20 protein-coding genes and 5 pseudogenes are annotated in these 23,833 nt (G+C 70.5%); 14 read left to right on the top strand and 11 right to left on the bottom strand.

All coding sequences use genetic code 11. The features are described 5' to 3' along the window. Window positions 1-9: 9 nt before the first annotated feature. Window positions 10-2,604, top strand: coding sequence for a Tex family protein (locus CcI156_RS08260; RefSeq protein WP_011434686.1), 2,595 nt, complete (start codon window positions 10-12; stop codon window positions 2,602-2,604). Between the two features lie 274 nt (window positions 2,605-2,878). Here CcI156_RS08260 and CcI156_RS08255 read toward each other — a convergent pair whose 3' ends face one another. From CcI156_RS08255 to CcI156_RS08230, 6 genes are all read right to left on the bottom strand, one after another. Then, a complete protein-coding gene (locus CcI156_RS08255; protein ID WP_011434685.1) occupies window positions 2,879-3,367 on the bottom strand; it encodes a carbonic anhydrase in 489 nt (162 codons plus the stop codon). A 60-nt stretch (window positions 3,368-3,427) separates the two neighbouring features. Next, window positions 3,428-4,453 (bottom strand): aromatic/alkene monooxygenase hydroxylase subunit beta, encoded by a 1,026-nt coding sequence (locus tag CcI156_RS08250; RefSeq protein WP_076805152.1) that lies wholly within the window; start codon window positions 4,451-4,453, stop codon window positions 3,428-3,430. Window positions 4,454-4,455: 2 nt separating this feature from the next. Next, window positions 4,456-4,761 (bottom strand): MmoB/DmpM family protein, encoded by a 306-nt coding sequence (locus tag CcI156_RS08245; protein WP_011434683.1) that lies wholly within the window; start codon window positions 4,759-4,761, stop codon window positions 4,456-4,458. Further along, the gene (locus CcI156_RS08240) at window positions 4,758-5,183 is read right to left on the bottom strand and encodes a Rieske 2Fe-2S domain-containing protein (RefSeq protein ID WP_023840149.1); all 426 of its coding nucleotides are present in this window, start codon (window positions 5,181-5,183) and stop codon (window positions 4,758-4,760) included. Before CcI156_RS08240 ends, CcI156_RS08245 begins: the two co-directional genes overlap by 4 nt. After that, window positions 5,176-5,424, bottom strand: coding sequence for a toluene-4-monooxygenase system B family protein (locus CcI156_RS08235; protein ID WP_011434681.1), 249 nt, complete (start codon window positions 5,422-5,424; stop codon window positions 5,176-5,178). Before CcI156_RS08235 ends, CcI156_RS08240 begins: the two co-directional genes overlap by 8 nt. 100 nt (window positions 5,425-5,524) lie before the next feature. Beyond that, a complete protein-coding gene (locus tag CcI156_RS08230) occupies window positions 5,525-7,048 on the bottom strand; it encodes an aromatic/alkene/methane monooxygenase hydroxylase/oxygenase subunit alpha (protein ID WP_076805228.1) in 1,524 nt (507 codons plus the stop codon). 314 nt (window positions 7,049-7,362) lie between these two features. Here CcI156_RS08230 and CcI156_RS08225 point away from each other — a divergent pair, with 314 nt between their 5' ends. Continuing rightward, window positions 7,363-8,037, top strand: coding sequence for a MarR family winged helix-turn-helix transcriptional regulator (locus tag CcI156_RS08225; RefSeq protein ID WP_052154512.1), 675 nt, complete (start codon window positions 7,363-7,365; stop codon window positions 8,035-8,037). Between the two features lie 147 nt (window positions 8,038-8,184). Here CcI156_RS08225 and CcI156_RS08220 read toward each other — a convergent pair whose 3' ends face one another. Then, a complete protein-coding gene (locus tag CcI156_RS08220; RefSeq protein ID WP_011434678.1) occupies window positions 8,185-8,778 on the bottom strand; it encodes an NADPH-dependent FMN reductase in 594 nt (197 codons plus the stop codon). A gap of 113 nt (window positions 8,779-8,891) precedes the next feature. Between CcI156_RS08220 and CcI156_RS08215 the strand changes: the two genes are divergently transcribed. Both CcI156_RS08215 and CcI156_RS08210 read left to right on the top strand, forming a co-directional pair. Next, window positions 8,892-9,725 (top strand): helix-turn-helix domain-containing protein, encoded by an 834-nt coding sequence (locus tag CcI156_RS08215; protein ID WP_011434677.1) that lies wholly within the window; start codon window positions 8,892-8,894, stop codon window positions 9,723-9,725. Window positions 9,726-10,067: 342 nt separating this feature from the next. Continuing rightward, window positions 10,068-11,048 carry a glycoside hydrolase family 26 protein gene (locus CcI156_RS08210; protein ID WP_371681779.1) on the top strand — a complete coding sequence of 327 codons (981 nt, stop codon included), beginning with the start codon at window positions 10,068-10,070 and terminating at the stop codon, window positions 11,046-11,048. Window positions 11,049-11,175: 127 nt separating this feature from the next. Here CcI156_RS08210 and CcI156_RS08205 read toward each other — a convergent pair. Further along, window positions 11,176-11,501 (bottom strand): annotated as a pseudogene (locus tag CcI156_RS08205) (DDE-type integrase/transposase/recombinase); the annotation flags it as partial. A gap of 303 nt (window positions 11,502-11,804) precedes the next feature. On the opposite strand from CcI156_RS08205, the pseudogene CcI156_RS26745 reads away from it, so the two are divergent. From CcI156_RS26745 to CcI156_RS23970, 4 genes and pseudogenes are all read left to right on the top strand, one after another. Next, a pseudogene (locus CcI156_RS26745) lies at window positions 11,805-11,976 on the top strand (IS5/IS1182 family transposase); the annotation flags it as partial. A gap of 184 nt (window positions 11,977-12,160) precedes the next feature. Continuing rightward, window positions 12,161-12,538 carry a hypothetical protein gene (locus tag CcI156_RS08195; protein ID WP_035941041.1) on the top strand — a complete coding sequence of 126 codons (378 nt, stop codon included), beginning with the start codon at window positions 12,161-12,163 and terminating at the stop codon, window positions 12,536-12,538. 155 nt (window positions 12,539-12,693) lie between these two features. Next, window positions 12,694-13,446: pseudogene (locus CcI156_RS08190) on the top strand (lanthionine synthetase C family protein); the annotation flags it as partial. Window positions 13,447-13,460: 14 nt separating this feature from the next. After that, window positions 13,461-14,307, top strand: a pseudogene (locus CcI156_RS23970) (thiopeptide-type bacteriocin biosynthesis protein). A 59-nt stretch (window positions 14,308-14,366) separates the two neighbouring features. Here CcI156_RS23970 and CcI156_RS08180 read toward each other — a convergent pair. Continuing rightward, window positions 14,367-14,717: a hypothetical protein gene (locus CcI156_RS08180; RefSeq protein WP_023840158.1), complete on the bottom strand. Its 351-nt coding sequence runs from the start codon at window positions 14,715-14,717 to the stop codon at window positions 14,367-14,369. Between the two features lie 55 nt (window positions 14,718-14,772). Then, entirely contained in the window at window positions 14,773-15,321 is a 549-nt protein-coding gene (locus tag CcI156_RS08175) for an SDR family oxidoreductase (protein WP_076805145.1), read from the bottom strand. A gap of 777 nt (window positions 15,322-16,098) precedes the next feature. Here CcI156_RS08175 and CcI156_RS27385 point away from each other — a divergent pair. Then, on the top strand, window positions 16,099-16,227 hold the full coding sequence (locus CcI156_RS27385) for a hypothetical protein (RefSeq protein WP_255361092.1): 129 nt from the start codon (window positions 16,099-16,101) through the stop codon (window positions 16,225-16,227). Window positions 16,228-16,256: 29 nt separating this feature from the next. Here CcI156_RS27385 and CcI156_RS27650 read toward each other — a convergent pair. Then, window positions 16,257-16,490, bottom strand: a pseudogene (locus tag CcI156_RS27650) (TetR/AcrR family transcriptional regulator C-terminal domain-containing protein); the annotation flags it as partial. A gap of 226 nt (window positions 16,491-16,716) precedes the next feature. Here CcI156_RS27650 and CcI156_RS08160 point away from each other — a divergent pair. Genes CcI156_RS08160 through CcI156_RS08140 form a run of 5 tightly spaced genes read left to right on the top strand, consistent with a single transcriptional unit; the run spans window position 16,717 to window position 23,624 of the window. Continuing rightward, window positions 16,717-18,186 (top strand): efflux RND transporter periplasmic adaptor subunit, encoded by a 1,470-nt coding sequence (locus CcI156_RS08160; protein WP_023840161.1) that lies wholly within the window; start codon window positions 16,717-16,719, stop codon window positions 18,184-18,186. Beyond that, window positions 18,179-19,054 carry an ABC transporter ATP-binding protein gene (locus tag CcI156_RS08155; protein ID WP_011434669.1) on the top strand — a complete coding sequence of 292 codons (876 nt, stop codon included), beginning with the start codon at window positions 18,179-18,181 and terminating at the stop codon, window positions 19,052-19,054. Before CcI156_RS08160 ends, CcI156_RS08155 begins: the two co-directional genes overlap by 8 nt. Further along, on the top strand, window positions 19,054-20,289 hold the full coding sequence (locus CcI156_RS08150; protein WP_076805140.1) for an ABC transporter permease: 1,236 nt from the start codon (window positions 19,054-19,056) through the stop codon (window positions 20,287-20,289). Before CcI156_RS08155 ends, CcI156_RS08150 begins: the two co-directional genes overlap by 1 nt. A gap of 25 nt (window positions 20,290-20,314) precedes the next feature. Further along, window positions 20,315-21,358 (top strand): hypothetical protein, encoded by a 1,044-nt coding sequence (locus tag CcI156_RS24645; RefSeq protein WP_023840164.1) that lies wholly within the window; start codon window positions 20,315-20,317, stop codon window positions 21,356-21,358. Further along, the gene (locus CcI156_RS08140; protein WP_023840165.1) at window positions 21,351-23,624 is read left to right on the top strand and encodes a biotin/lipoyl-binding protein; all 2,274 of its coding nucleotides are present in this window, start codon (window positions 21,351-21,353) and stop codon (window positions 23,622-23,624) included. Before CcI156_RS24645 ends, CcI156_RS08140 begins: the two co-directional genes overlap by 8 nt. Window positions 23,625-23,833 lie beyond the last annotated feature (209 nt).

Genomic DNA, 23,833 nt, shown 5'->3' with positions numbered 1-23,833 from the left:
TCAGGGATTGTGACGACGACATCTGTCCCGCAGCGTTCCATCCATCAGCGGATCGCCGAGGAGCTCGGCGTGCGCCAGGGGCAGGTGACGGCGGCGGTCGACCTGCTCGACGGTGGTGCCACCGTGCCCTTCATCGCCCGCTACCGCAAGGAGGCGACCGGCACCCTCGACGACACGCAGCTGCGCACGCTGGAGGAACGGCTGCGTTACCTGCGGGAGCTGGAGGATCGGCGCGCCGCGATCCTCGAATCGATCCGGTCGCAGGGCAAGCTGGACGACGCCCTGGAGGCGCAGATCCTCGCCGCCGACTCCAAGGCCCGGTTGGAGGACATCTACCTGCCCTTCAAGCCGAAGCGGCGGACCAGGGCGCAGATCGCCCGGGAGGCCGGCCTCGAACCGCTGGCGGAGAGCCTGCTGGGCGACCCCTCGCTCGACCCGTACGCCACGGCGACGGCCTACGTCGATCCGGAGAAGGGTGTGGCCGACGCGGGTGCCGCGCTGGAGGGGGCGCGGGCGATCCTCGTCGAACGGTTCGCCGAGGACGCCGACCTGATCGGCACGCTGCGCGAGCGGATGTGGTCGCGTGGTGTCCTGGTATCCCGGGTCCGGGAGGGCAAGGAGGAGGCGGGGGCGAAGTTCTCGGACTACTTCGACTTCTCGGAGCCGTTCACCTCGTTGCCGTCGCACCGCATCCTCGCGGCGTTCCGGGGGGAAAAGGAGGAGATCCTCGACCTGACCCTCGAACCGGACGTGCCGGCGGAGCCGGACGCCGCCCCGCCGCCCGGGCCGACCGACTACGAGACGCGGATCGCCGAGGCGTTCGGGATCTCCGACGCGGGCCGACCGGCGGACCGGTGGCTCCTCGACACGGTCCGCTGGGCCTGGCGCACCCGCATCCTCGTGCACCTCGGCATCGATCTACGGATGCGGCTGTGGACGGCCGCCGAGGACACCGCCGTGCGGGTGTTCGCGGCGAACCTGCGTGACCTGCTGCTCGCGGCGCCGGCCGGAACCCGGGCGACCATGGGTCTCGACCCGGGGTACCGCACCGGAGTGAAGGTCGCCGTGGTCGACCCGACCGGCAAGGTGGTCGCCACCGACACCATTCATCCGCACGTCCCGGCGCGGCGGTGGGACGAGTCGATCGCCACCCTGGCCCGGCTCGCCCGGGAGCATCGCGTCGACCTGATCTCGATCGGGAACGGGACGGCCTCCCGGGAGACCGACAAGCTCGCCGAGGACCTCATCCGCCGGCACTCGGAGCTGTCGCTGACGAAGGTGACGGTCTCGGAGGCGGGGGCGTCGGTGTACTCGGCGTCCGCCTACGCCGCGGCGGAGCTTCCGGGGCTCGACGTCTCACTGCGCGGGGCCGTGTCGATCGCCCGGCGGCTGCAGGACCCGCTCGCGGAGCTGGTGAAGATCGACCCGAAATCGATCGGGGTTGGGCAGTACCAGCACGACCTGTCCGAGTCCCGGCTGTCGTCGTCCCTGGACGCGGTGGTCGAGGACTGCGTGAACGCGGTGGGGGTGGACGTCAACACCGCGTCCGCCCCGCTGCTGACCCGGGTGTCCGGAATCGGGGCGAGCCTCGCGGAGAGCGTGGTGCGCCACCGCGACACGCACGGGCCGTTCCAGACCAGGGCCGCCCTGAAGGACGTCCCCCGCCTCGGGCCGAAGGCGTTCGAGCAGTGCGCCGGCTTCCTGCGCATCCCCGACGGGGACGACCCGCTGGATGCCTCCAGCGTGCACCCCGAGTCCTACCCGGTGGTGCGGCGCATCCTCGCGGCGACCAGCGGCGACCTCGGCTCCCTCATCGGCAACGGGGCGGTCCTGCGAGCCCTGAAGCCGAGCGAGTTCGTCGACGACACCTTCGGCCTGCCGACCGTCACCGACATCCTCGCCGAGTTGGAGAAGCCCGGCCGTGACCCGCGGCCGGCCTTCAGGACGGCGGCATTCACCGAGGGGATCGAGACGCTCGCGGACCTGGTCCCCGGCATGACCCTGGAGGGGACCGTCACGAACGTCGCCGCGTTCGGGGCCTTCGTCGACATCGGCGTTCACCAGGACGGCCTGGTGCACGTGTCGGCGATGTCGAAGAACTTCGTCAGCGATCCGCGCGAGGTCGTCAAGCCCGGCGACATCGTGACGGTGAAGGTTCTCGACGTCGACATCCCCCGCAAGCGGATCTCGCTGACGCTGCGGCTGGACGACGAGGCCGGTGCCGGGGGCCCGGGCCGCCGGGACGGCGAGGGTGACCGGCGGGGAGCCGCGGGTGCGGGCGCCGGACGCGGCGGAAGCCGTGATCATGGTGATCGGCGGAATGGCGGCCGGGGCACCGCGAGTGCGGGCGCCGGACGCGGCGGAAGCCGTGATCATGGTGATCGGCGGAATGGCGGCCGGGGCACCGCGAGTGGCGAACGCGGTGGTGCCGGCGGGCGCGGTGCCGGTGGTGCCGGCGGGCGCGGTGCCGGTGGCAGGAACGGTTCCGGTGGCCGCGGTGGATCCAGCGTGCCGGACGGCGCGATCGCCGAGGCGCTGCGCCGGGCCGGCATCGTCAACGGCGACCAGATCACTCTCGGTGAGTCCGGCCGCAAGCGCGGCTGACCCACTGACCAGGTGACGGGTGGGGCCGGTGGGTCGGGCCGGTGGGAATCACCGGCTCCGGTGCCGCCCACCGACCCCACCCACCTGGCCCCCAGGGTGCTTCGCGGATCGACGGTACGGATCCCCGAAGCACCCCGACGGCGGGCGAAGCCCGGTGCCGCCAGAAATACGGCATCGTCAGAAATACGGTGCCGTCAGAAAGAACCGATGATGATGCCGGTAATGGTGAGTCGATACTCGAAGGCGCTGAACAGCAGGGTGCGGCAGGCGGATATCACGCGACTTCGGTGAGCAGTCCGGTGGCAACATCGAAGATGAAGCCGCGGATGGCGTCGGTATGCGGGATGAACGGGCTCGCCTTGATCCGCGCAATCGACTGGCGTATGTCTTCGGCCAGGTCGGTAAACGACTCCACGGCCCATTCTGGTTTGATCCCGGTCTCGTCCTGGATCGAGCGTTTAAAATCGTCGTCGGTGAAGGTCAGCATGCCGCAGTCGGTGTGGTGGATCAGGATGATCTCGCGGGTGCCGAGCAGGCGCTGGCTGATCGCGAGGGAACGGATCTCGTCGTCGGTGACGACGCCGCCGGCGTTGCGGATGACGTGAGCCTCGCCGTCGCCCAGGCCAAGGATCGCGTAGACGTTGAGCCGTGCGTCCATGCAGGCGACGGCGGCGATGTGCTTGGACGGCGGCAGCGGAAGCGGCCCGGCGAAGGTCTTCGCGTAGGCGGCGTTGTTGGTCAGGTAGTCGTCGGTGACGGACATGGGTCCTTCCCGGGGGCGGATCGGTGGTGGAGGCCGGAGGTTCAGGCGGGATCCGCCGGTTCAGGCAGGATCCGCCGTGCCGGTCCAGGAGGCACGGAACGCCGCGGTGGTCGCGGCGACGGTGGTGGCGACCTCGGCCGGGCTGGCCGGGTTCGGGGCATTGTCGAACAGGGCCGCCAAGCCCGCGACGGCCTTCTCCGCGCGGGGGCGCCAGTTTTCTTCCCAGGCGGCGAGAACCGCGGCGTTGTCGGGGCGTCCGGCGATGGCGTGGCGGGCCAGGGCCGCGCTCCACGCCCGGCTGCGGGCGCCGTCGACGCCGGACTCGCGCAGCAGCTGGGCGGTCAGGCCGTCGCCGTTGGCGTCCGCGAGATCGGCGAGGGCGGTCTTGAGCAGGGTGTCGAGCGCCGGCTTGACGACGAGGTTCAGTGCCGTGAAGGCCTCCGCCCAGTCGTAGGCGACCAGCAACCGCTCCAGCGCCTCTCGGGCGGGTTGCCAGGCCGGGTCGTCTTCCCAGAACCGTCGGGTGACCCGGCTGTCGGCGAGGTCGGCGCCGTGGACCAACGACAGCGCCTTGGCCCGGTAGGCGATCCACTGCAGAGCGCGCAGTTCGTCGGCGGCCTGGAAGAACGCGGCGTTGCTGACGTAGGCGCTGGGTCCGAGTTGGCCGACGTACAGGCTGGTGATCTGCAGCACGTGGAACAGGTAGCGGGCGGGCAGGTAAAGCCGCGCGAGGACGCCCACCCAGACCGGGTCCAGGCCGGCATCCGCATCGAGGGCCTCGAAGTGGTCGACGACACCTTCGGCGTAGATCTCCCGGTCGTGCTGCAGGGCGATGTAGCGGCGGTAGTTGAGCTGGGCGGGGTCGCGGAACTCCTCCCAGTCCACGCCCCGCAGCGGCGAGCCCTCGCGGTAGCGCAGGTACCACCGGTTGATCGGACTGTTGGGATCAAGGTCGAACGGGGCCGGCTGCCGCCCGAAGTGGTAGTGGAAGTGGCCGGTGACGGTCTCGTACTCGTTGGGCTTGCGGCGGGCCCCGTCGAACACACTCCAGGTGCRCAGAGGCCTCGCCGTGGGGGAGGTGGTCATCCTCAGTCCTTCCGGTCCAGGTACCAGACGAGTTCGTCGTCGCTCACGTACCGCATCCGCCCGGCAAAGCCGGCGAGGGCGGGTTCGAGGGTGGCGAGCGGGACGGACCGGCCGGCGGCCTCCTCCAGGCTGGTGCGGGTGACCCGCAGGAAGCGGGGCGCGTTGATGCGCACGTAGCCGTTGCGGTCCTCCACGACCAGCGTCTGGTCGGGGTTGTCCTTCTCGATCGCGGCGTGCAGTGCCTCGACGACGTCCGGATCGAATCCGCGGACGATGGGGCCTACCAGGCGGCTGGAGTCGGCGGTCATGAAAATCGTCTCCCCGTCGGGGCCGCGGTCGCATCGCCACGGCAGCGGTGGTAGTGACGTCGGCCGTCGGGTGGGATCCCGACAATGATCCGCTCGCCGTCGGCGCGCACCGGGAAGCTGTACAGCCGGCAGTCGCTCGGGTTGAGGCTCTCGCCGGTCGCCAGGTCGAACTCCCAATGATGCGCGGCGCAGGTGAGCACCCCGTCCTCGACGGCGCCGTTGACCAGCGGGAACCGCGAGTGCGGGCACACCGCCTGGTACGCCCGTAGCGCCCCGCCGGGCAGGTGTGCCAGCAGCACCTGCTCGGCGCCCGCGGTCACCTCGAGCACATCGCCTTCCCACACCTCGTCCAGCGAGGCGACGTCGGTCCACGCCACTGTGGTGCCACCCGCCGACGCACCACCCGCCGACGCGCTACTCATCGAAGAAGGCTTCGACATGGTCGAGCGGGCCGACGCCGGCCTCGCCGATGCGCGCCTCGCGGGCGAGCACCTGACCGTTGTGGCGGATCCCCACCGGCGCGTCGCTGGCCGGCAGACGCCGGCCCACAACGTGGTGAGCGATCTTTTGGCCRACGACCTCGACGGTGTCGGCGTCGTCCACCGCCACCAGCAGCGACACGAAGTCGTGTTCGAAAACCGCGCTCAGCGGCAGCAGAGCCATCGGGCCCCCTCGGAGTGCTCGTGGACGTACTCGTGGACGTACTCGTGGACGTACTCGTGGCAGTGCTCCCGCGCTCCGGGGGTCACCTGTGCCCAAGACGTCATCRCCGTGCCGCCCTGGCGCCGGTTGCGCCCGCCGCCGCGGCCTGCGCCCAGGCGTAGCCGGTGGCATCCTGTCCCTGCTCGGCCGGCGACAGCCCCATGTAGGCGAGCACGCCGCCGAGGTCGGGCGGGCTGATCTCGCCGGCGAGGAACCGGTCCACCAGCGACCGGTGCCCGGCGAACCGCTCCGGACGCCGCGCGAAGATCCACTTGCAGGGTTCCGAGCAGAACAGGTAGTCACGGCCCCCGTGGGTGTGGCGCAGCGGAGCGGCCGAGGCCAGCGCGCCGGCCTCCACGCCGGCGGCCCGCACGATCGGCAGCTGGCACAGATTGCACACCAACGGCAGCGTCTCCGGGAAGGTGGCCTCGACCTTCCCCGCGCGGATGTTGTCGCCGATGGCATCCCAGTACTTGCCGAACGTGCGGTTCCAGCCCGGGTACTTCTCCTCCAGCCACACCCGCTCGTCCGCCGAGACGCCGGCGTCCGGGTTCCACCAGAYCGTCGGCCGCCAGTTCCACACCCCGAGGTGAATCGCGTGGTGGTACCAGGTGAGTTCGTTGACGAACTCCTCCCAGTACCACGGATACTCCAGGCCAAAGTCCCGGAACTGGTCGGAGAACTGCTTGATCACCCACTCTTCGATRAATTCCTTGAACGACATCGTCCGATGCTCGAGCGGGGTGTAGTAGTCCATCGACAGGCCGGTCAGCAGCGCGAACACCCGCCATGACCGCCAGAACATGTGATCGATGAGGAACTGGCCCCAGTCCTTGTGGCCGCCCTCGGCAAGGATCTTGATGGTCGGCTCGCCCTGCTGGGCATGGCGGGCCTCGTCCGTCTGGATACTGGAGATCAGCGATCCGAACTCCAGGTCGCCCACCTTGATCGCGTCGGCCGCCATGCCGAGGAACTGCAGGTTCGTGAAACCGGTCTCAAGGGTGAAGGTGAGCTGCAGCGCGATCGACAGCGCGTCGTTGGCGACGAACATGTCGTCGAACAGCTGCCGGACCGCGAGCACGATCCAGTCGTTCGTGTGGAACGCCTTGAGCGCCCAGTCGGCCCGCGGCTCCTTCCCGATCAACCCATAGGGGAAGAACGCCTGGATCTGGCCGTGCCGGACCTCGTCGAGCGTGCCGAACGTCGCCGTATTGCGCCACGCCGCCGCCCGCCCGAACCGGCCCATCCGCGCCTCACCGATGGAGGCGAGGTACTCCGGCATCGTGATCGCGCCGTAGTGCGCCAGGATCACCGACTTCCATCCCGGGTCGAGCTTCTCGAACAGCGCCGAGCGGGCGATCGCGTTCTTGACCGAGTACGTCGTGGTGTCCTTCGTCACCTGGTTGTGCACGTACTCCCGATAAGTGATCTTGTATGGCTCGTCCCAGGCCAGCCACCCCTCGGCTGGGACCCGGCCCGTCCCCGACAGCTCCTCTGGGAAGACGTCCTGCTCGGACACATAGCCAAACGACCAGTTGGTGTCGCGGGCAAGGTCGTACCAGTCACTGCGGGCAAGCTTCGGCATGCTCGCCTCCTTGGTGTTCCCCCAYGGACGCGGACCGAACCCGCCCGGTCCGGCGACGCTCCCGCGCCGCACGGCCCAACCCGGCATCGGCCGCTATCTCGACAATTTCAGTCGACAAGGAGAACTATGTGCGGGACGACCTTTKATGTCAAGGACTCCTAACGATCCGGTCCKGGCGGATCGGATTGCTAAGGTCCACTCGCGGGTTCCGACCTTCCCCGTTACGACCCTCGCGGCGGGTCGGCCGTCGCGAACCCGGGAAAGTCCCAACGGCAGGAGGCAGCGGTGCTGGCGATACACGCGGCGTTCGGACCGTGCGCGTGAGACCGCCCGGCACCCCCGAGGAACGCCACCCCGGACTCGACGCGAAGATCGTGGCCGCCCTCGACCGGATCGGCGAGGCCCTGCAGGTGCTCGCCCGCCGCCTGGCCGAGGCGCACGACCTGTCCCCCACCCAGCTTCGGGTCCTCGCCCGCATCTATGCGGGACCACCCCCGCCGGCCCGAACCAGCGCGCTGGCACGTGAACTCGACGTGGCCGACCCCACCGTCAGCGACGCCGTGGCGGCCCTGCGCCGCAAAGGGCTCGTAGGCCGCCAGCAGGACCCCGCCGACCGGCGTCACTACCGGCTACACCTCACCGCCGACGGCCAACGGACCGCGCACGCGGTCTCCCGGTGGACCGCCCCGGTCGAGGTAGCGACCTCCACGATCCCCCGCCCGGACGGCGAGCACCTGCTCGCAACCCTCCTGGACCTGCTGGAATGCCTGCACGCCGAACATCTGATCAGCGTGACGCGCGCGTGCACCACCTGCCGGCACTTCGAACCCGCACCCCGCCACGCCCGACCCGCCCGCCACGCCCAACCCACTGTTCACCGCTGCGCGTTCTTCGACTACCGCCTCGGACCGTCCGACATCCGGGTCGACTGCCCGGAACACCTCACCCAGGAGGAGTTCGCCCGCCGCGGCGCCGCGGGCGGCCGGTAACACCGAACGGGGCCAACCGGGTCATGCACGTCAACGTCCAYAGCGCCGCGGTCGGCCTGCCCGACGGCACGCCTGCGGGGTCCGTTGTCGACAGCTCACCGATCAGCTGCGCGAGGAGGGGGCCTGCGGGCCCATCATCACGAGACACTAGTCGGGGTAGGGCACCTCGGCGCGTGCCTTCTGGAGTGCGGCGGCCCACCAGGCAAGCTGGTTGAACAACGTCTTGGCGTAGCCGGGAGCGTCGGGATCAGCTGGCCGGCCAGCATCCCAGTTCACGAAGTAGTTCGGGAATGCCAGCCCGTCGCGAATGGTCACCGCGTGCAGCTCGGTGAGGACGTTCTCCAGGTGCAGGACCGCGTGCCGACCACCCGCCGCGCCGCCGTAGCTGACAAAAGCGACCGGCTTCGCGGTCCACTGGGTGAAGTGCCAGTCGATGGCAGCCTTCAGTGACGCCGGGTAACTATGGTTGTATTCGGGGGTTACTAGGACGAACGCGTCCGCGGCGTCGAGTCGCGCGGTCAGGGGTGCCATGCCCGCCGGGCGCGGGTATGAGTCTCCGGCGTACTTCGGCGACGCGGCGGGCAGGGATAGGGGGATCTCAAAGTCGGCGAGGTCGACGACCTCTACGTCGAAGCTCCCATGCGCGGAGGCCTGTTCGGCGACCCATGAGGCCACGACCGGTCCGAACCTCGCCTCGCGCACGCTGCCGACGACGATGACAAGTTTGCTGGTTTCGCTCATGCGTCACATGTTCGGTCGCGCCGGCAGCGGCAGCCAGACCGAGCGCAGGCTGGCCCTGATAGGGCCAGCCTCGGACGGCGTACCGAGGCCGTGCCGGTCTTACAGTGAAGAGCGTGAGTACGCCGCTGGGTGACTTCCTCCGCGCCAGGCGCGATGCCACCCGGCCCGAGACGCTCGGCCTGCCGGCAGGCCCCCGGCGCCGCGTCCCGGGGCTACGGCGGTCGGAGCTGGCTTCGCTGGCAGGAATCAGCGTTGAGTATCTCGTCCGGATCGAGCAGGGGAGCGACCGCAACCCATCGGCCTCCGTCGTCAACGCGCTCGCCGACGCGCTGCGCCTCGACGTCTCCGAGCGGGAGCACCTGCGCTACCTGGCCAAGATCGCCGCTGGCGTGTGTATCGGCCCGCTCACCCAACCTCGGCTGGAGGTCAGGCAGACAGTGCTCAAGCTGCTCGACCAGCTCGAGCCAGGGATCGCACTGGTCACCAACCGCCTGGGTGACATCCTCGCGTACACCAGTGGCTTCGACCTGGTCGCCCGACCGTCGGGGCTGCTCGATACCGACAGGCCCAACCTCACGCGCTTCGTCTTCACCGACAGGCGCGCCCGCGAGGTCTTCCCGGAATGGGATCAGATCGCCGACGAACGAGCCTTCGACCTGTGGCACGGCCCGTCGGCCGAGCGCTCGGCCCAATTCAGGGCGGAACTCGCTCCGGTCGCCGGCGACGACTTCACCCAGCGACTGAACCGGCACGCRCTACCACGGCGCGGTCCGCTGCGGTGGACACACCCCGTGGTTGGTGAACTGCGGCTTGACCGCGAGGTCCTGGAGCTCCCACCCGCCGATGCTCAGCAGCTGGTGGTATTCCTTCCCGCCGACGACACGACCGCCGACACGTTGAACCGGTTGCGCAGGAGGGGCGGTACCAGCCTGCGTGCCGTCAACTGAGCAAATATGGCGGCACGCCGCCACTCTTATCGAAGTCAAGCAGGTCCAGGTGTCCCCGTGGAGCAGTACCCGCGGGGGCTCGGTGTTCTCCGGCATCTGATCGCCGCGATCGACCGACCTGCCAGCATGATCGATCCTGGGCTCGCCCGCCACATCCGCGACGACTGTCCGATACGACACTGACGTAACGGTATGGTTGGTTTTCGTGGTACCGGAGCGCCAGGAAGGACCGAGGGACCCGATGGAACGTGCAGCGTGACGGCCCGGCAGCGAGGTCGGGCCGGGTACCGGGCTCGCCCGGGCAGGCCGTTATGGATGCCGCTGACCGCACTGACGATGGTGATGGCTGTTGTGCTGGGCGTGGCGGCCTGCTCGGATCAGCCCGAGCGTCCCCGCGCTCCGCGGCCGTCACCAACCACCACGCCCCCCTCCGCCGTGGAGCCGGCACCGTCCGGGCTGGGCTGGGTATCCGGCGCCAATGGAAACTTCCCGGCAGACGTGACCGCGTGGGCGGCGTGGACCCGCCGTCCCGTCGACCTCGCGATCGTTTTCACGGACCGCGCCAACTGGCCGAGCATCACCACGGCGTCCTGGCCGGTCGGGGCGTTCACCCGGGCAGCCTTTCCCGGGGAGCTGTCGGTGGCGCAACCGCTGTACCCGCAGAACGGCAATGAACAGGYGTGCGCTCGCGGTGAGTACGACGGCTACTGGGCCCAGTTCGGGCAGACTCTGTCGAAGTACGGCCGCGGCGACGCCTACGTGCGCCTCGGCTGGGAGTTCAACGGGGACTGGTTCTGGTGGCACGTCCGGGATCCGCAGGCGTGGAAAAGCTGCTTCCAACACGCCGCCACCGCGATCCGGTCGACCGCTCCGCACGTGAAGATCGACTGGAACATGACCGCGCACCKCGACAGCCTGCCCGGCAGCGGCGCGGACGTCTGGTCCGCCTACCCCGGCGACGCCTACGTCGACGTCGTCAGCATCGACTCCTACGACTCCTATCCGGCGTCCACGACGGAGCAGGTCTGGACCCGGCAATGCCAGCAGCGTTCCGGGCTGTGCACCGTCGCCGCCTTCGCCCGCGCCCACGGCAAGCGGTTCGCCGTCCCCGAATGGGGACTGGTGCGCTCGACCGGCGGTGGCGGCGACAACCCGTTCTACATCGAGAAGATGCACGAGTTCTTCGCGGCGAACGCCGGACTCCTCGCCTACGAGGCCTACTACAACAACGCGGAAGCTGACAACGTGCAATCCTCCCTGCACAACCCGAACCTGAGCCCGAACAGCTCCCGCCGCTATCTCGGCCTGTTCGGAAAGGACTGACGGCGGCGCCGGCGCGGACGTGGCCGTCGGCGACGTGTCCGCCTGCCAGCAAGCCGAGGGTGATCCCCGGGGGCTCTGTTGCGTTACGGGGAAGCTGGGCATGCCAGCGGGCCGGGGCGTCTGTCGGTCAGATAGCGGTAGCGAGTTCGGTGAACGCGGCGGCCAGCCTCAGCTGTGGGTTGCTGTCGATCCCGAGTTCGGAAGTGGCCGCGGCGGACGTTCTGGACTAAGGCGTGTCCGGCGCTGAGAGTTTGGACCGAGCGCAGCCATTTCAGCCCGCGCRGCGTCGTGCTTTGAGTCGGCCGTGGTCGGCTTCGATCCGGTTGTTCTCCCGGGCGGCGTCGACATGGCAGGCATCCCAGGCAGCAGCTCGTCGAGGAGCCTCGGGTAGACAGGTGCCTTATCGGTGGTGATCGCCACCGGCCGCCGACCATGCGTCAGCGCCCGAACGAACGAACCGTCAGGACCGCGACGGCGCCCGCCAACTGCTGGTCGACCACTACTTCACCGCCCCCAGCTGCCGGTTCCTGTTCGTGGACGACGTAGCTGAGGACAGCCTTGACCGGGGCATGCCGGGAAGGGCGGGAGCAGTCCTGACGTACGCGGGTCTTCGCGTCCGAGAGTCGTAGGCCCAACGCTACCGGCCACCGGACAGCCTGCTCACGTTCCTCRACAACCTCTGTCCTGTCTGGTGGCGGGCAGGTTCGTGGCCGGCCGAGGGCCGTGGAGCGGGACGGAGGTCTCGTAGTAGTCCGAGCATACGGCGGGTTCGCCGGCCGGTTCGTGACCTGGGCCGCCACCGTCATGAAGACCACCGTGGAGATCGTCCGGAAGAAGGAAGGACAGAAAGGCTTCCAGCCGCTTCCGAAGCGGTGGGTGGTGGAACCGCACCCTGGCCTGGATCGCCGGCCACCGCCGCCTCGCTCGGGACTACGAACGCGACCCGGCCAGCTCTGCCACCTTCGTCCACTGGGCCATGATCCGCACCATGGCCCGTCGTAAACATTCAGCTTCATTGTTGATGTTGCTGTGAGTGGTTGGCGCTCGTTCCGGGTCCGACTGTTGGCTGATGTGTGGCGCATCGGATCTGGTGCGTGTGGTGATGTGGTGGGGTGCCGCCGCCGGAGGAGATGTCGCGTGAGGAGCTGGTTGCTCTCGTGGTGGCGCGGGCGGGGCTGATCGAACAGCTGCGGGCCGGGATCGCCGAGCGGGAGGAGCGGCTGGCTGGGCAGGAACGTCGGGTCGAGGAGCTGGCGGCGGAGGTCGACCGGTTGAGGCGGGCGGGCTCGCGGAACTCGGGGAACCCGTCGTTGCCGCCGTCGTCGGACGGGGTGCTGCCGGGCCGGGTGGGGCCGAACCGGGCTGAGCGCCGTGCCGCCGGGGGCGGGAAGAAGAAACGTGGTAAGCAGCCGGGCAGGACGGGTGGACGCTGGCTTGGCGGGAGGACCCGGACCCCGGGTCGAGGCGCATTTTCCGGTCGGGGTGTGTGACTGCGGGGCGGCGCTGGCCGGGGCGAGGCCGGCGGGGGTCGCCCGTTCGCACCAGTCCCACGATCTCACCCCGGCCCGGGTCGACCGTGACCCAGCATGATCTCTACCGGGTCGTGTGCGGCTGCGGGCGCCGTCATGTGGCCGCCCGGCCCGGCGGGGTGACCGGGCTCGGCGTCGTAGCCCGCCGCCTCGACGATCTTGACCTGCTCCGCGAGGTCCTCGCCTACCTGGTGCTTCTCACGGAGCCGATCGACGGCCTGCCCGGCTGGTGGTGCCCCCACGGCCCCAGCCGCACGAAGGCCGGCCCGCCCGGTGGGCATGGCAACCACGGGATCGCCCACGGCATCACGGGCCCCGCCGCGCTTCTGGCCCTCGCCCTGCTCGACGGCGTCCGAGTCGAYGGACAGGAACAGGCGCTCAGGACGATCTGCCAGTGGCTCGATACCTGGCGGCGGCCAGCCAGCGAAGGATCGTGGTGGCCGGAGTTCGTCACGCTCGACGACCTCGACCGCGGCGAGCCCCGCCAACGCGGCCCGCTGCGGCCGTCGTGGTGCTACGGCGCTCCGGGTATCGCCCGCACCCAACAGCTCGCCGCCCGCGCCCTCGGCGACACCACCCGCGAGCACCTCGCTGAAACGGCGTTCGCCGCCTGCATCCGCGACCCGGCCCAACTGGCCCGGCTCACTGAACCCGGCCTCTGCCACGGGACCGCCGGGCTACTCGCCACCGCACGCCGGATCGCGGCCGACGCGCGAACCCCTATCGCCCTCGCACCGCTGCTGCGTCTGCACCAGGACACCGCCGCTGCGGCGGACGCATCCCCTGGCTTCCTCGACGGGTCGGCCGGGGCCGAGCTCGCCGTGGCCGGGACCACGACGTCTTGGGACGCCTGCCTCCTGCTTTGCTGACCGGAAGGCCCGACATGCACGAGACCCCATGGAAACAGCTGAACATCCGCTACCCCGGCCCGCAGCCCCGCGGGCGGGAAGACCAAGCCATCGGTCACCTGGCGCGCATCCTGCCCCGCGCCGAGGCGGACGGGCTCATCACCTCCTGGTTCTTCATCCGCGTTCTTCATCCGCAAGGGCGCCTGGCGCATCCGCTACCTGACCGCGCAGGACACGGACGGCCAGTACGACACGACCACCGACCGCCCMCACGCGCTGCTCACCGATGGAGTCCGCTGGACCGCCGACATCTACGAGCCAGAGGTCYACGCCTTCGGCGGCCCCGCCAGCATGAACGCCRCCCACGAGCTGTTCCACCACGACAGCAACCACCTGCTGTCGTTCCTCGCCACCAACCCGACCAACCGGCGCGAACACTCCCTCGTGCTGTGCACGGCGCTCATGCGCACCGCAGGACTCGACTTCAACGAGCAAGGAGATGTCTGGGCACGGATCGCAGAGCAGCGCTCGGTCTTCGCCAACCCGCCGTCGGACCCGCAGGTCTGGGCCTCCTTCACAGGCGACGTCCACCGTCTCCTCGTCGGCGAAGCCCGCGCAGACCTCCTCGGCAGCTGGCTCGACGCRTTCGAGGACGCGGGCGGAACGCTCCGGAAGCTCCGCGAAGAGGGCCAGCTTACCCGTTGGATACGTGCCATCATCGCACTACACGTGATCTTCCACTGGAACCGGCTCGGCCTCCCCGCCCGCGCACAGGCCATCCTCGCGACTGCCGCCCGGCAAGCCGTCCTCGGTCCCGCCCATCACCTTGATCGGCTACGCCCTGACCATCCCCGGCTCCTACGCTCAGGGTCCGCCCTGTGACACCTTCTAGCGTCGCCGTGCGCGCCGCCGTAGGGAGACTTCGTCGATGGGTCCCGGCGTCAGACCTCGCCAGCCTGCGGGGGCCCGAGATGGCCGGTCACTTCCACCCAGTCGGGCTCACGGTCCGTGCCACGGGCCACGACGACCATCAACCGCCGCCCGACGGCAACCTGGAGCCGATCGAAGTCGCGGCTGGCGGCGCCACGCTGCCGGCGGTAGGCGCCCAGCTGCGCGGGTTCCAGCGGCCGGTCGAGGACGCCGAGGAAAAGGCGCAGGTTGGAAGGGCCGACCAGATCCGCGGTCACCCACTCCCCGCGCACGGTCCGGCCGAAGGCACCATGTTCCCGGCCCCGCGTCGGTGGCGGCGCGGTCGCGAACAGCCGATCCTCAAGCGCCGCCGCCCTCGCCATGGCCCGGTTCCGATCCGGCGGGATCTGCCCTGCCCGAGCCGGCCCGCTGGGCGCATCAGGACTCGGCGCGTACGAAGCCGCGCTGGCCGGGGCCTGATATCGAACAGGTCGACATCGTCGGTGATGACTGCGTTACCGCCGTCCCGGACGAGCTGGTAGCCGTCGACGGCGGAGTCCGCGATGGACGGATCGAATCCGGCGCGGACCAGGTCAGTCCGCTGGCGACCAGCGCCTGTTCGCCGGCACGGTGCCTGGGCGAGGGCAGATTGTCGGCGTCATCGGCTTTCCCGCCGATGGCGGRCAGCTTGACAACCTTCCGGACGCCGTAGGCACGGGCCGCCTGAATCATGGCCAGGTCATGCTCGGCGACCGAGCCGGTGGGGCTCGGAGCGGTCAGCAGGAAGACGCTGTCCACACCAGCGACCGCGCTGTGGAGCGAGTCAGCACGTTCGAAGTCGGCCTGCACGACATCGATCAGCGCGCCATCAGGAAGACGGAGACGGGCTGGTTCTCGCGTCATCGCCCGAATCCGAGCGCCCCGGCCGACTAGGAGGCGCAGCACCTCGCGACCGACGGTGCCGGTCGCACCAGTAATCAAGATCATGGGACCATCGTGGTGGCGACGGACCGCGGTTTCTAGGAAATTCCGGCACACCGGTACAGGAGTTGACCTACGAGAAGCCCCGTCCCCAACGACTACTGTGGTCACCGGCCTCACCCGGGCCGCCTACCACCCGAGCAAGGCCATCCCTCTGTGCATCCAGGTGCGGATCACCATCGGCTTCGTGCCGACGGTGCTCGGGATCGCYGCGGCCTGGGGGCCGGCAGCGACCTGGCCTGCCTGCCGGTCTTCGTGTTCTGCCTGCTCCTGCAGCGCCACATCGTCGGGGGCGTGGCGCGGCGAGGCTCACAGTCGGCTTGTCGACGTCCTGCTCGGCCATGCTCAGYGGGCGCGTCCGCAGCGGCACGATACGTCCCGCGCCCGAGTGGACCACTGCCCCTCGCGGTGYGGAGCTGCCCGCGATGATGAAATGACCGGCCGGCGAGCCGACGTCGACCATGTCTCTACTCTACCAATGACAGATACCCTGATCTCCCAATAGCAGCAGGCCGTCAGGTCTGCCAATCCGACCGCCAGCAGGGAGCACCGCACCACGCGGATCGCGATCGTGTTGGACGGCTTGCGCGTGGCGCGTGGCGCGTGGCGCGTGGCGCGTGGCGCGTGGCCGAGGGCCATCTCATGGCCTGGGCGACGGTACTCGGATCGCCGCGGGTAGGCACCGGCCGCCCATGATCCTGTTTACCCGACGGCACGGCGRATGCCGCCGATGACAAGACGCAGGCCGAAGTCGAAGTGCTCCTTCTGGTGCGGAGCAGGGAGATGGTCGAGCGCAGCGAACAGCTGCGGGTGACGTCGTGGACCGACCGGGCCAATGAGCCGTGCGGCGCTCGCGGACGGATCGGGCAGAGCGGCGGCGAGTTGTTCCTCAGTTGTTCCTCAGTGCTGTGACTGACCACGTAGTAAGTGATCGTGTCCGTCGACCACGCGGCATCTCGGCTGGACAGTCCCCCCACGCGGAGAGCGGAGACCAATTGTTCGCCGTACGCCAGCGCGTCGGGCAGGGGAAAGAAGACGCCCGCGAACAGCCGAGCACCGTCGCGGCGAGACAGCCGTGCCTCGTGCAGACGATGAGCGAGTTGGGCGACCTGGTCGTGCCAGGGCTGGCGCTCGTCGAGGTCTGACGTCACTCCGGCCAGCAGCGCGTCGACCATCGCCTCCAGCAGCAATGGCACCGGCAGCGAACCACCGCCGGAACGGCACGACAACACAAACCCCGGATTCACATCAATCAATCACCAGCATTCGACCCGACCGCCAACCGCGACGATGGGCCGGTGAACTCATAGCTGACGCACAGGTGCCGTAAAGGCCAGGTTCAGCTATCCCCGCGATGCTTGCCGCCGTGCAGAATCAGTTGCCATCCGCGAACGGCGGCTCATGATCTCTCCAGTCCGGCTGATCGCGCGCCACCGGTGGGTGGTCGCCACGGTCACGGCAGTCGTCGTCGCCGCGGCGGTCACGACCTACGTGTTCACCCGCGGCGGTTCGTCCGGGCCGGCCGCCTCCTCGTCGCGGACCGTCGCCGCCAGCATCGGGACCATCAAACAGTCGATCACGACGACCGGAACGATCGAACCAGCCACCGAGGCAGCCCTGAACTTCACGGCGGCGGGGAAGGTCACCAGCGTCCTGGTGGGCGAGGGCGACCCGGTGAACGCCGGCCAGCCGCTGGCGACCATCGACTCGGCGTCGTTGACCGCGAGTCTCGTCCAAGCCAAGCTAACGCTGGCGAACAGCCAGGCCAAGCTAGCCTCCGACCAGGACTCCGGGGCGTCCAGCACACAGCTCGCCGTCGATCAGGCCTCGGTGACGACCGCGACCGACGGGGTGTCGACCGCGCAGGCCGCGCTGGACGGCGCGACTCTCACCGCACCGGTCAAGGGTGTCGTGGCGAGCCTGTCCCTGGTGGTCGGCCAGCAGGTGGCGGCATCCTCCGGCGGGAGCGGATCAGGCCAGTCCGGCGGATCCGCGAGCTCGGCAGGCGGGTCCGGATCGGGCGGCGCCGCCTCGTCCGGCCTGGGGTCGGCCGCCGGGTCGGGGTCGGGGTCGGGGTCGGGCTCGGGGTCGGGCTCGTCCGGCTCGTCGTCCGGCGCACAGATCCTGGTGATCAGCACCGACTCGTGGATCGTAAACGCCACCGTGGACTCCAGCGGGGTCGGTCTGATCGCGAAGGGCGACCAGGCGACGATCGTGCCGGGCACGGGTGGCACCGGAGGCGTGCCGATCGGCCGGCTCCCCGGTGGCGGCGGTGGCGGTGGTGGCGGTGGAACTGGCGGTAGCGGCGGGCCGGGAGCCGGTTCCGGTCCCGCGAGCCAGGGCGGTGCGGGCACCTCCGACGCCGGCAGGAACACGGTCTACGGGACGGTGTCGTCGGTCGGCCTCATCGCGTCGAGCTCCGGAGGGACGGCAGCCTTCCCGGTTATGATCAAGGTGACCGGCAGCCCCGGCGGGATGCACGCGGGTGACACCGCGACAGTCTCGTTGACCTACAAGCAGCTCGGCGACGTTCTGGTCGTCCCGACAGCGGCGATCACTCAGGCCGACGGCAAGCCCACGGTCTACGTCCTGTCCAACGGCAGGAAGACCGCCACGACCGTGACGACCGGACCCACCGGAGGCGGCTTCACGCAGGTCGTCTCCGGGCTGTCGGAAGGCGACAAGGTCGTGGTCGACACCCCGCAGGTGGCCACCCGGAGCGGGTCCGGAACCGGCCCGGGCCGGGCCACGGGCCAGGGCGGTACGGGCAGGTTCGGGGGCGGTGCCGGGTTCGGCGGCGGAGGCGGTTTCCCCGGAGGCGGGGGTGGCGGCTCCGCTGGTCGGGGCGGCGGCTTCGGCGGGGGTGGCTGAGGTGGTCGGGACAACGGAAAACGAACTGGCCTGGACGCCGGAGGAACCGGCAGGACAAGAGCAGACAGGACAAGAGCAGGCAGGGCAAGAGCAGGCAGGGCAAGAGCAGGCAAGGTCGGGAGGGACGGCGGGTCCGGCGACGCCGCTCCCGCCGTATTCGGACAACGACACCCTCGTCGTCAACGCCCCTGTCATCGAGCTGGACCAGGTGACCAAGTCCTACCGGGCGGGATCGCTGGACGTCACGGCRCTGCGTGGTGTCTCGGCCCGGATCGGAACCGGCGAGTACGTCGCGATCGTCGGGCCGTCCGGGTCCGGGAAGTCGACGCTGATGCACATCATCGGCTGCCTCGACGTGCTCACCTCGGGCAGCTACCGGCTCTCTGGGGAGGACGTCGGCGGGATGAGCGAGGCCGACCTGGCCGAGATCCGCAACCGCCGGATCGGCTTCGTGTTCCAGCAGTTCAACCTGTTGCCGTCGCTGTCCGCGTGGCGCAACGTCGAGCTGCCCCTGACCTACCGGGGGATGCGCCGCGAGGTCCGCCGGGCGCGGGCCGTCGCGGCACTCGACCGGGTCGGCCTCGCCGACCGGGTTGAGCACCGGCCGGGCGAGCTGTCCGGCGGCCAGCAGCAACGCGTCGCGATGGCCCGGGCGCTGGTCGGCGACCCGTCGCTCATCCTGGCCGACGAGCCGACCGGAAACCTGGACTCCACCGCCACCGGTGACGTGCTGGACCTCCTCGACGAGCTGCACCAGCAGGGCCGGACGATCGTCCTGATCACTCATGAGCTGGACGTGGCGGCCCGGGCGCACMGGGTCGTGCGGATCCGGGACGGCCTGGTCGAGTCCGACACGGCGGCATCCTGATGGGCTGGCTGGAGACGCTGCGCACCGGGTGGGACGCGATCCGCACGCACCGGCTGCGCTCCGGGCTGACTGTGCTGGGCATCCTGATCGGGATCGCCGCGGTGGTGCTCACCGTGGGCCTCGGCGTCGGCACGCAGAACAAGGTCGGATCGCAGATCAGTGCCCTGGGCAGCAACCTGCTCATCGTCTCGCCAGGCAGCTCGACGAGCCCCACCACCGGCCTGCGCGGCGGGTTCGGCTCCGCCTCGACGCTGACCATGACGGACGCGGCCGCATTGTCGTCACCGGTCTCCACACCGGACATCGTCGGGGTCGCCCCGGTCAAGCAGGGCCAACTGACGCTGGTGAACGGGGCCACGAACTGGACGACGACGGTGGTCGGCACGACTGCGGCCTGGCGCCCGGTGCGCAACCGCACCCTCGCCGAGGGCCGTTTCCTCACCACCACGGACGACGCCCAGTCGGCGGCGGTGACCGTCCTCGCCTCGGACACCGCCGAGCAGTTGTTCGGCCGACGCGACCCGGTCGACCAGAGCGTGACGATCAACAACATTCCGTTCACGGTGGTCGGGGTGCTCGATCCGGCCGGTTCGAACACCACGAGCAACCTCGACGACCAGGCGGTCGTGCCGCTGTCCACCGCGGCGAGCCGACTGTTCGGCGGGACGACCCGCACCTCGGTCTCCTCGATCTACATCGAGGCACGTTCGTCGTCCACGCTCTCAGCGGCCTATCAGGAGGCGACCGACCTGCTGCTGAACCAGCACGGCATCGCCAACCCGGCCAGCGCCGACTTCACGATCACCAGCCAGCAGTCGCTGCTGGACACCGCGACCTCGGTGAGCAAGACCCTCACCGTGCTGCTGGCCGGCATCGCGGCACTGTCCCTGCTGGTCGGCGGGATCGGCGTGATGAACATCATGCTGGTCTCGGTGACCGAGCGCACCCGCGAGATCGGGCTGCGCAAGGCGTTGGGCGCACCACCGGCGGCGATCCGACGCCAGTTCCTGGCCGAGGCGTCCGTGCTCAGCTTCGCCGGCGGGGTGGTCKGCGCGCTGTTGGGCATCACCGGCGCCCTGGTGCTGCCGCACTTCATCGACAACCCGGTGGCGATCGTGTGGTGGGCGGTGCTCGGCGCGATCGCCGTGGCCGTCGCCATCGGTATCGCCTTCGGCGTCTACCCCGCTAGCCGGGCCGCCCGGCTGGCTCCCATCGACGCACTCCGCAGCGAGTAGCCATCCCAGGACGAGGATCGAGATCTTGACTGGTCAAGCACCGCTCACCAGGTCCCTGACCGGCGGCCGCCCGACGCGGCTCGCCCTCGCCGCCGCCACGACCATGCTGGTCGCGGCGCTCGCCGGCTGCGGTGGCTCTTCGACCGCGGCGTCGGCACAGGGCAGTCCGAGCACCGGCCAGCCGGGCGGCCCGCCCGGTCAGGGGGGCCGTGGATCCGGCGCCGGCGGCCCGGCCGCGTTCGGCACCATCGCCGAGGTCGACGCCGCCAGCGCCAGCTCCGGCAGCATCGAGGTCCAGAGCCAGCCGTCGGGGCAGGTGACGGTGAAGTTCACCGGGACGACCACGTTCACCCAGATCATCGCCGCGACCCTCGCCGACGTCAGGCCAGGGGTGTGCGTCTTCGCCGCCGACGTGCCGACCGGGAACGGGGCATCCGGTTCGCCGGCCGGCGGCGCGGGCGGCACCGGTGGCACGCCGGACTCGGCGGCGCCCAGCCCCAGGCCGAGGCCCACCTCGTTCACCGCCACGACGGTGCTGATCAGCCAGCCGGTCGGGGACGCCTGCACACAGCCGACCGCCGGGCGACGGCCGACCGGCCAGCCCCGGCCGAGCGGCAGCCCGCGTCCGCGCTCGCTGGGCACCCGAGGGCCGGGAGGCTTCCGAGACGAATTCGGCGCGCGCGCGGAGGGCAAGGTGGCCTCGGTGTCCGGCTCGACCGTCACCGTCACCGGCAGCGGCAGCGGCAGCGGCAGCGGCAGCGGGGCAGCCATCACCTACACTGCGCAGGTCAACGGGGACACCAGGTACACCCAGTCGGTCACCGCGACGGCCAAGGCACTGGCCGTCGGGCAGTGCGCGACCGCGAACGGCCAGACCGACGACACTGGCGCCGTCACGGCGACCCACATCACGCTGAGCCCGAAGACGAACGGCCGCTGCACCGCCGGCTTCGGCGGCGGCGGCTTCGGCGGCGGCGGCTTCGGCGGCGGCGGCTTCGGCGGCCAGGGGGGCGGCAGTGCGGGCTCCGGCGCCACCGGCTCCGGTCGCACCGGGTCCACAAATGCCTGAAGGGGCAGTGTCCGAGAAGGCAGCGCCTGAGGAGAAGCCGCGGCCGTCGCGCCGCCGGTTGGGTCGGCCCCGCAAGGTCGTGGTGGGCGGCACGGCAGCGGTGCTGTTGGCTGGTACCGGCGTCGGAACGGGGCTCGCGGTCACGGCGGGCCCGGGGCCCTCCTACCGGCTGGCCACCGCCAGCATGGCGTCGGTGACCCAGGCCCTCACCTCGGTCGGAACGGTGGCCACAGTCAACAAGGCGACACTGGCGTTTCCGGTCGCCGGAACGGTGACCGCCGTGCCGGTGGCGATCGGTGACCAGGTCACGGCCGGGCAGACGCTGGCCGGCCTGGACCCGGGGCCGCTGCGGCGAGCCCTGGACGCGGCGAACGCGACGCTGGCGAACGCGCGGCTGGCACTGACCGCGGACGAGTCGGGCCAGACCTCGTCGGCGACCGCTTCGGGGACGGGCCCGGGCACGTTCACAGCGGCGGGGGCCGTGGCCACCTCCCTGGCAGACGTGACGGGCAGCTCGTTCCGGGGCGGCTCGTCGTCCGCCGGCATCGAACTGATCAGTTCCTCGACCGGACGCTCCCCGGCGCCGACCCCGGCGGCGGCTCCAGCCGGGACGACGGACAACGGGACGACGGAGCCGGGCACCCTCCTGACGGCGGTCACCACAGCGCAGCAGGACGTCGAGAATGCCCAGTCGTCCCTCGACAGCGTGCTGGCCGGCCTCGGCGCCGATCTCGGGAAGCTGACGTCCCCCGGCGGAGGCTGCGTGGTGGTCGCCGGGCCGCCCCGCGCGCCGATCACGTACACGACGACGCCGGTCCTCGCCGCCCCGTCGGACGCCACCGGGAAGATCAGCGGGACCGCCGGCGCCGACGACGCGATCACTCTGCTCCGGGACGGCGCCGTGGTCGCCTCCGTGACCGGTTCCTATGCCTTCACCGGTCTAGACGCGGGCACGCCGTACACGGTGAAGATCGAGGATCCCGACCCGACCGGTTCCGTTGACGCCCTCCAGTGCCAGCACGCGATCGGTGCCCTCGTCGCCAGGTACAGCACATCGCCAGGGCCGTCACAGCCGTCGGACCTGGCCACGCTGGTGTCCCAACTCGCCGCCGCCAAACTGAACCTGGACGCTGCGGTCCGCGACCTCGGCACGGCCGGCGTTCCGACAGCCGGCGTTCCGACAGCCGGCGTTCCGACAGCCGGCGTTCCGACAGCCGACGCTCCGACAGCTCCGGCCGCCTCGGCCATCCCGACCGAACCAGCCCAACCAACCCAACCAACCCAACCAGCCACTTCGAGCGCCCGTCCGCTGAGCGCGCCGGCCCCGTGGGTGCCAGGTGCGACGGGTGGGCCGGCTCCCGCCCCCAGCCACGGTCCCGCCCCCAGCTCCTCCGGTGGAGGATCGACCGTCCGCTCCGGAAGCTCGGCGGGATCGTCCCGCAGCGTGGGCGGCGGTACGTCCAGCGGCGGTACGTCCAGCCGGGCGGCCAGGGTCGTCACCGCCGAGCAGCTCGCGGCCGACCAGGCCGCCATCGACGCGGCTGTCGCGCAGGTGGCGCTGGCCCAGCAGAACCTGGCGGAGACGACCCTGACCAGCCCCGTCACCGGGACGGTGGCCGCCGTCTCGATCTCACCCGGGATGACCGTCGGCGCGTTCTCCAGCACCAACGCCATCACCGTGCTCGGCGCCGGTGGCAAGCAGGTCGTCACCACGGTCCCGCTGTCCGCCGTGGACCTGGTGCGGCCCGGCGACCGGGCCGACGTCACCGTCGACGGCGTGTCGACGCCGCTGACCGGCACCGTCTCCTCGATCGGCGTCCTGAACAGCACAACCGGGTCGACCACGACCTACCCCGTCAAGATCGCACTGGCGGCGACGCGGACGAAGCTCTTCGACGGCACCGGCGCGACCGTGTCGATCGTGGTACGGGAGGTCCGGAACATGCTGACCGTGCCGACCTCGGCGGTGCACCGGGTCGGCGGGCTGAGCACGGTCTCGGTCCTGCGGAAGGGCAAGGCGGTGACCGTCCGGGTGACCACCGGGGCGGTGGGGGCCGACCGGACCGAGGTGACGTCCGGCCTCACCGCCGGTAACCAGGTCATCCTCGCCGACCTGCACGCGGCGCTGCCGTCGGCACGCACGAACTCATCGTCCACCAGAGGCGGAGCTCTGAGCGGCGGGGGCGGGCTGTTCGGCGCGGGTGGGGGCGGTGGGGGCGGTGGCGGTGCCGGGGGCCGGGGCGTCCAGCCCGCCCGGGGTGGCTGAGCCAGATCCAGATCCAGTTTTCGGAAACCGTTGACAAGACTCGTGCGTCGGAGCCGACCGCGCGACCGCAGGCATAGTCAGATATCAGGACTTCTCGGCTTGTTGATCTCCGACATAGCAGCACTGGCCCGCCATAGCGATCAAAATCATCTGGTACATCGCCGCGAGCCCGCCTCTCCCGGCGGCCGGGTTCGCCCGCGACGCAGCGC

The organism is Frankia sp. CcI156 (assembly GCF_001983015.1).
Classification (GTDB): domain Bacteria; phylum Actinomycetota; class Actinomycetes; order Frankiales; family Frankiaceae; genus Frankia; species Frankia casuarinae.
Note: the sequence above shows the minus strand (reverse complement) of the source record. Positions and strands in the feature narration are given on the sequence as shown.

Excerpts from the sequence above, each read along its gene's own strand:
- CcI156_RS08255 (WP_011434685.1), bottom strand. The coding sequence starts at position 3,367 with ATGTCCGTCACCGACGACTACCTGACCAACAACGCCGCCTACGCGAAG.
- CcI156_RS27385 (WP_255361092.1), top strand. The coding sequence starts at position 16,099 with ATGGTCGAGCGCAGCGAACAGCTGCGGGTGACGTCGTGGACCGACCGG.
- CcI156_RS08140 (WP_023840165.1), top strand. The coding sequence starts at position 21,351 with ATGCCTGAAGGGGCAGTGTCCGAGAAGGCAGCGCCTGAGGAGAAGCCG.
- CcI156_RS08245 (WP_011434683.1), bottom strand. The coding sequence starts at position 4,761 with ATGACCGCCGACTCCAGCCGCCTGGTAGGCCCCATCGTCCGCGGATTC.
- CcI156_RS08160 (WP_023840161.1), top strand. The coding sequence starts at position 16,717 with ATGATCTCTCCAGTCCGGCTGATCGCGCGCCACCGGTGGGTGGTCGCC.
- CcI156_RS08180 (WP_023840158.1), bottom strand. The coding sequence starts at position 14,717 with ATGGCGAGGGCGGCGGCGCTTGAGGATCGGCTGTTCGCGACCGCGCCG.
- CcI156_RS08240 (WP_023840149.1), bottom strand. The coding sequence starts at position 5,183 with ATGAGTAGCGCGTCGGCGGGTGGTGCGTCGGCGGGTGGCACCACAGTG.
- CcI156_RS08220 (WP_011434678.1), bottom strand. The coding sequence starts at position 8,778 with ATGAGCGAAACCAGCAAACTTGTCATCGTCGTCGGCAGCGTGCGCGAG.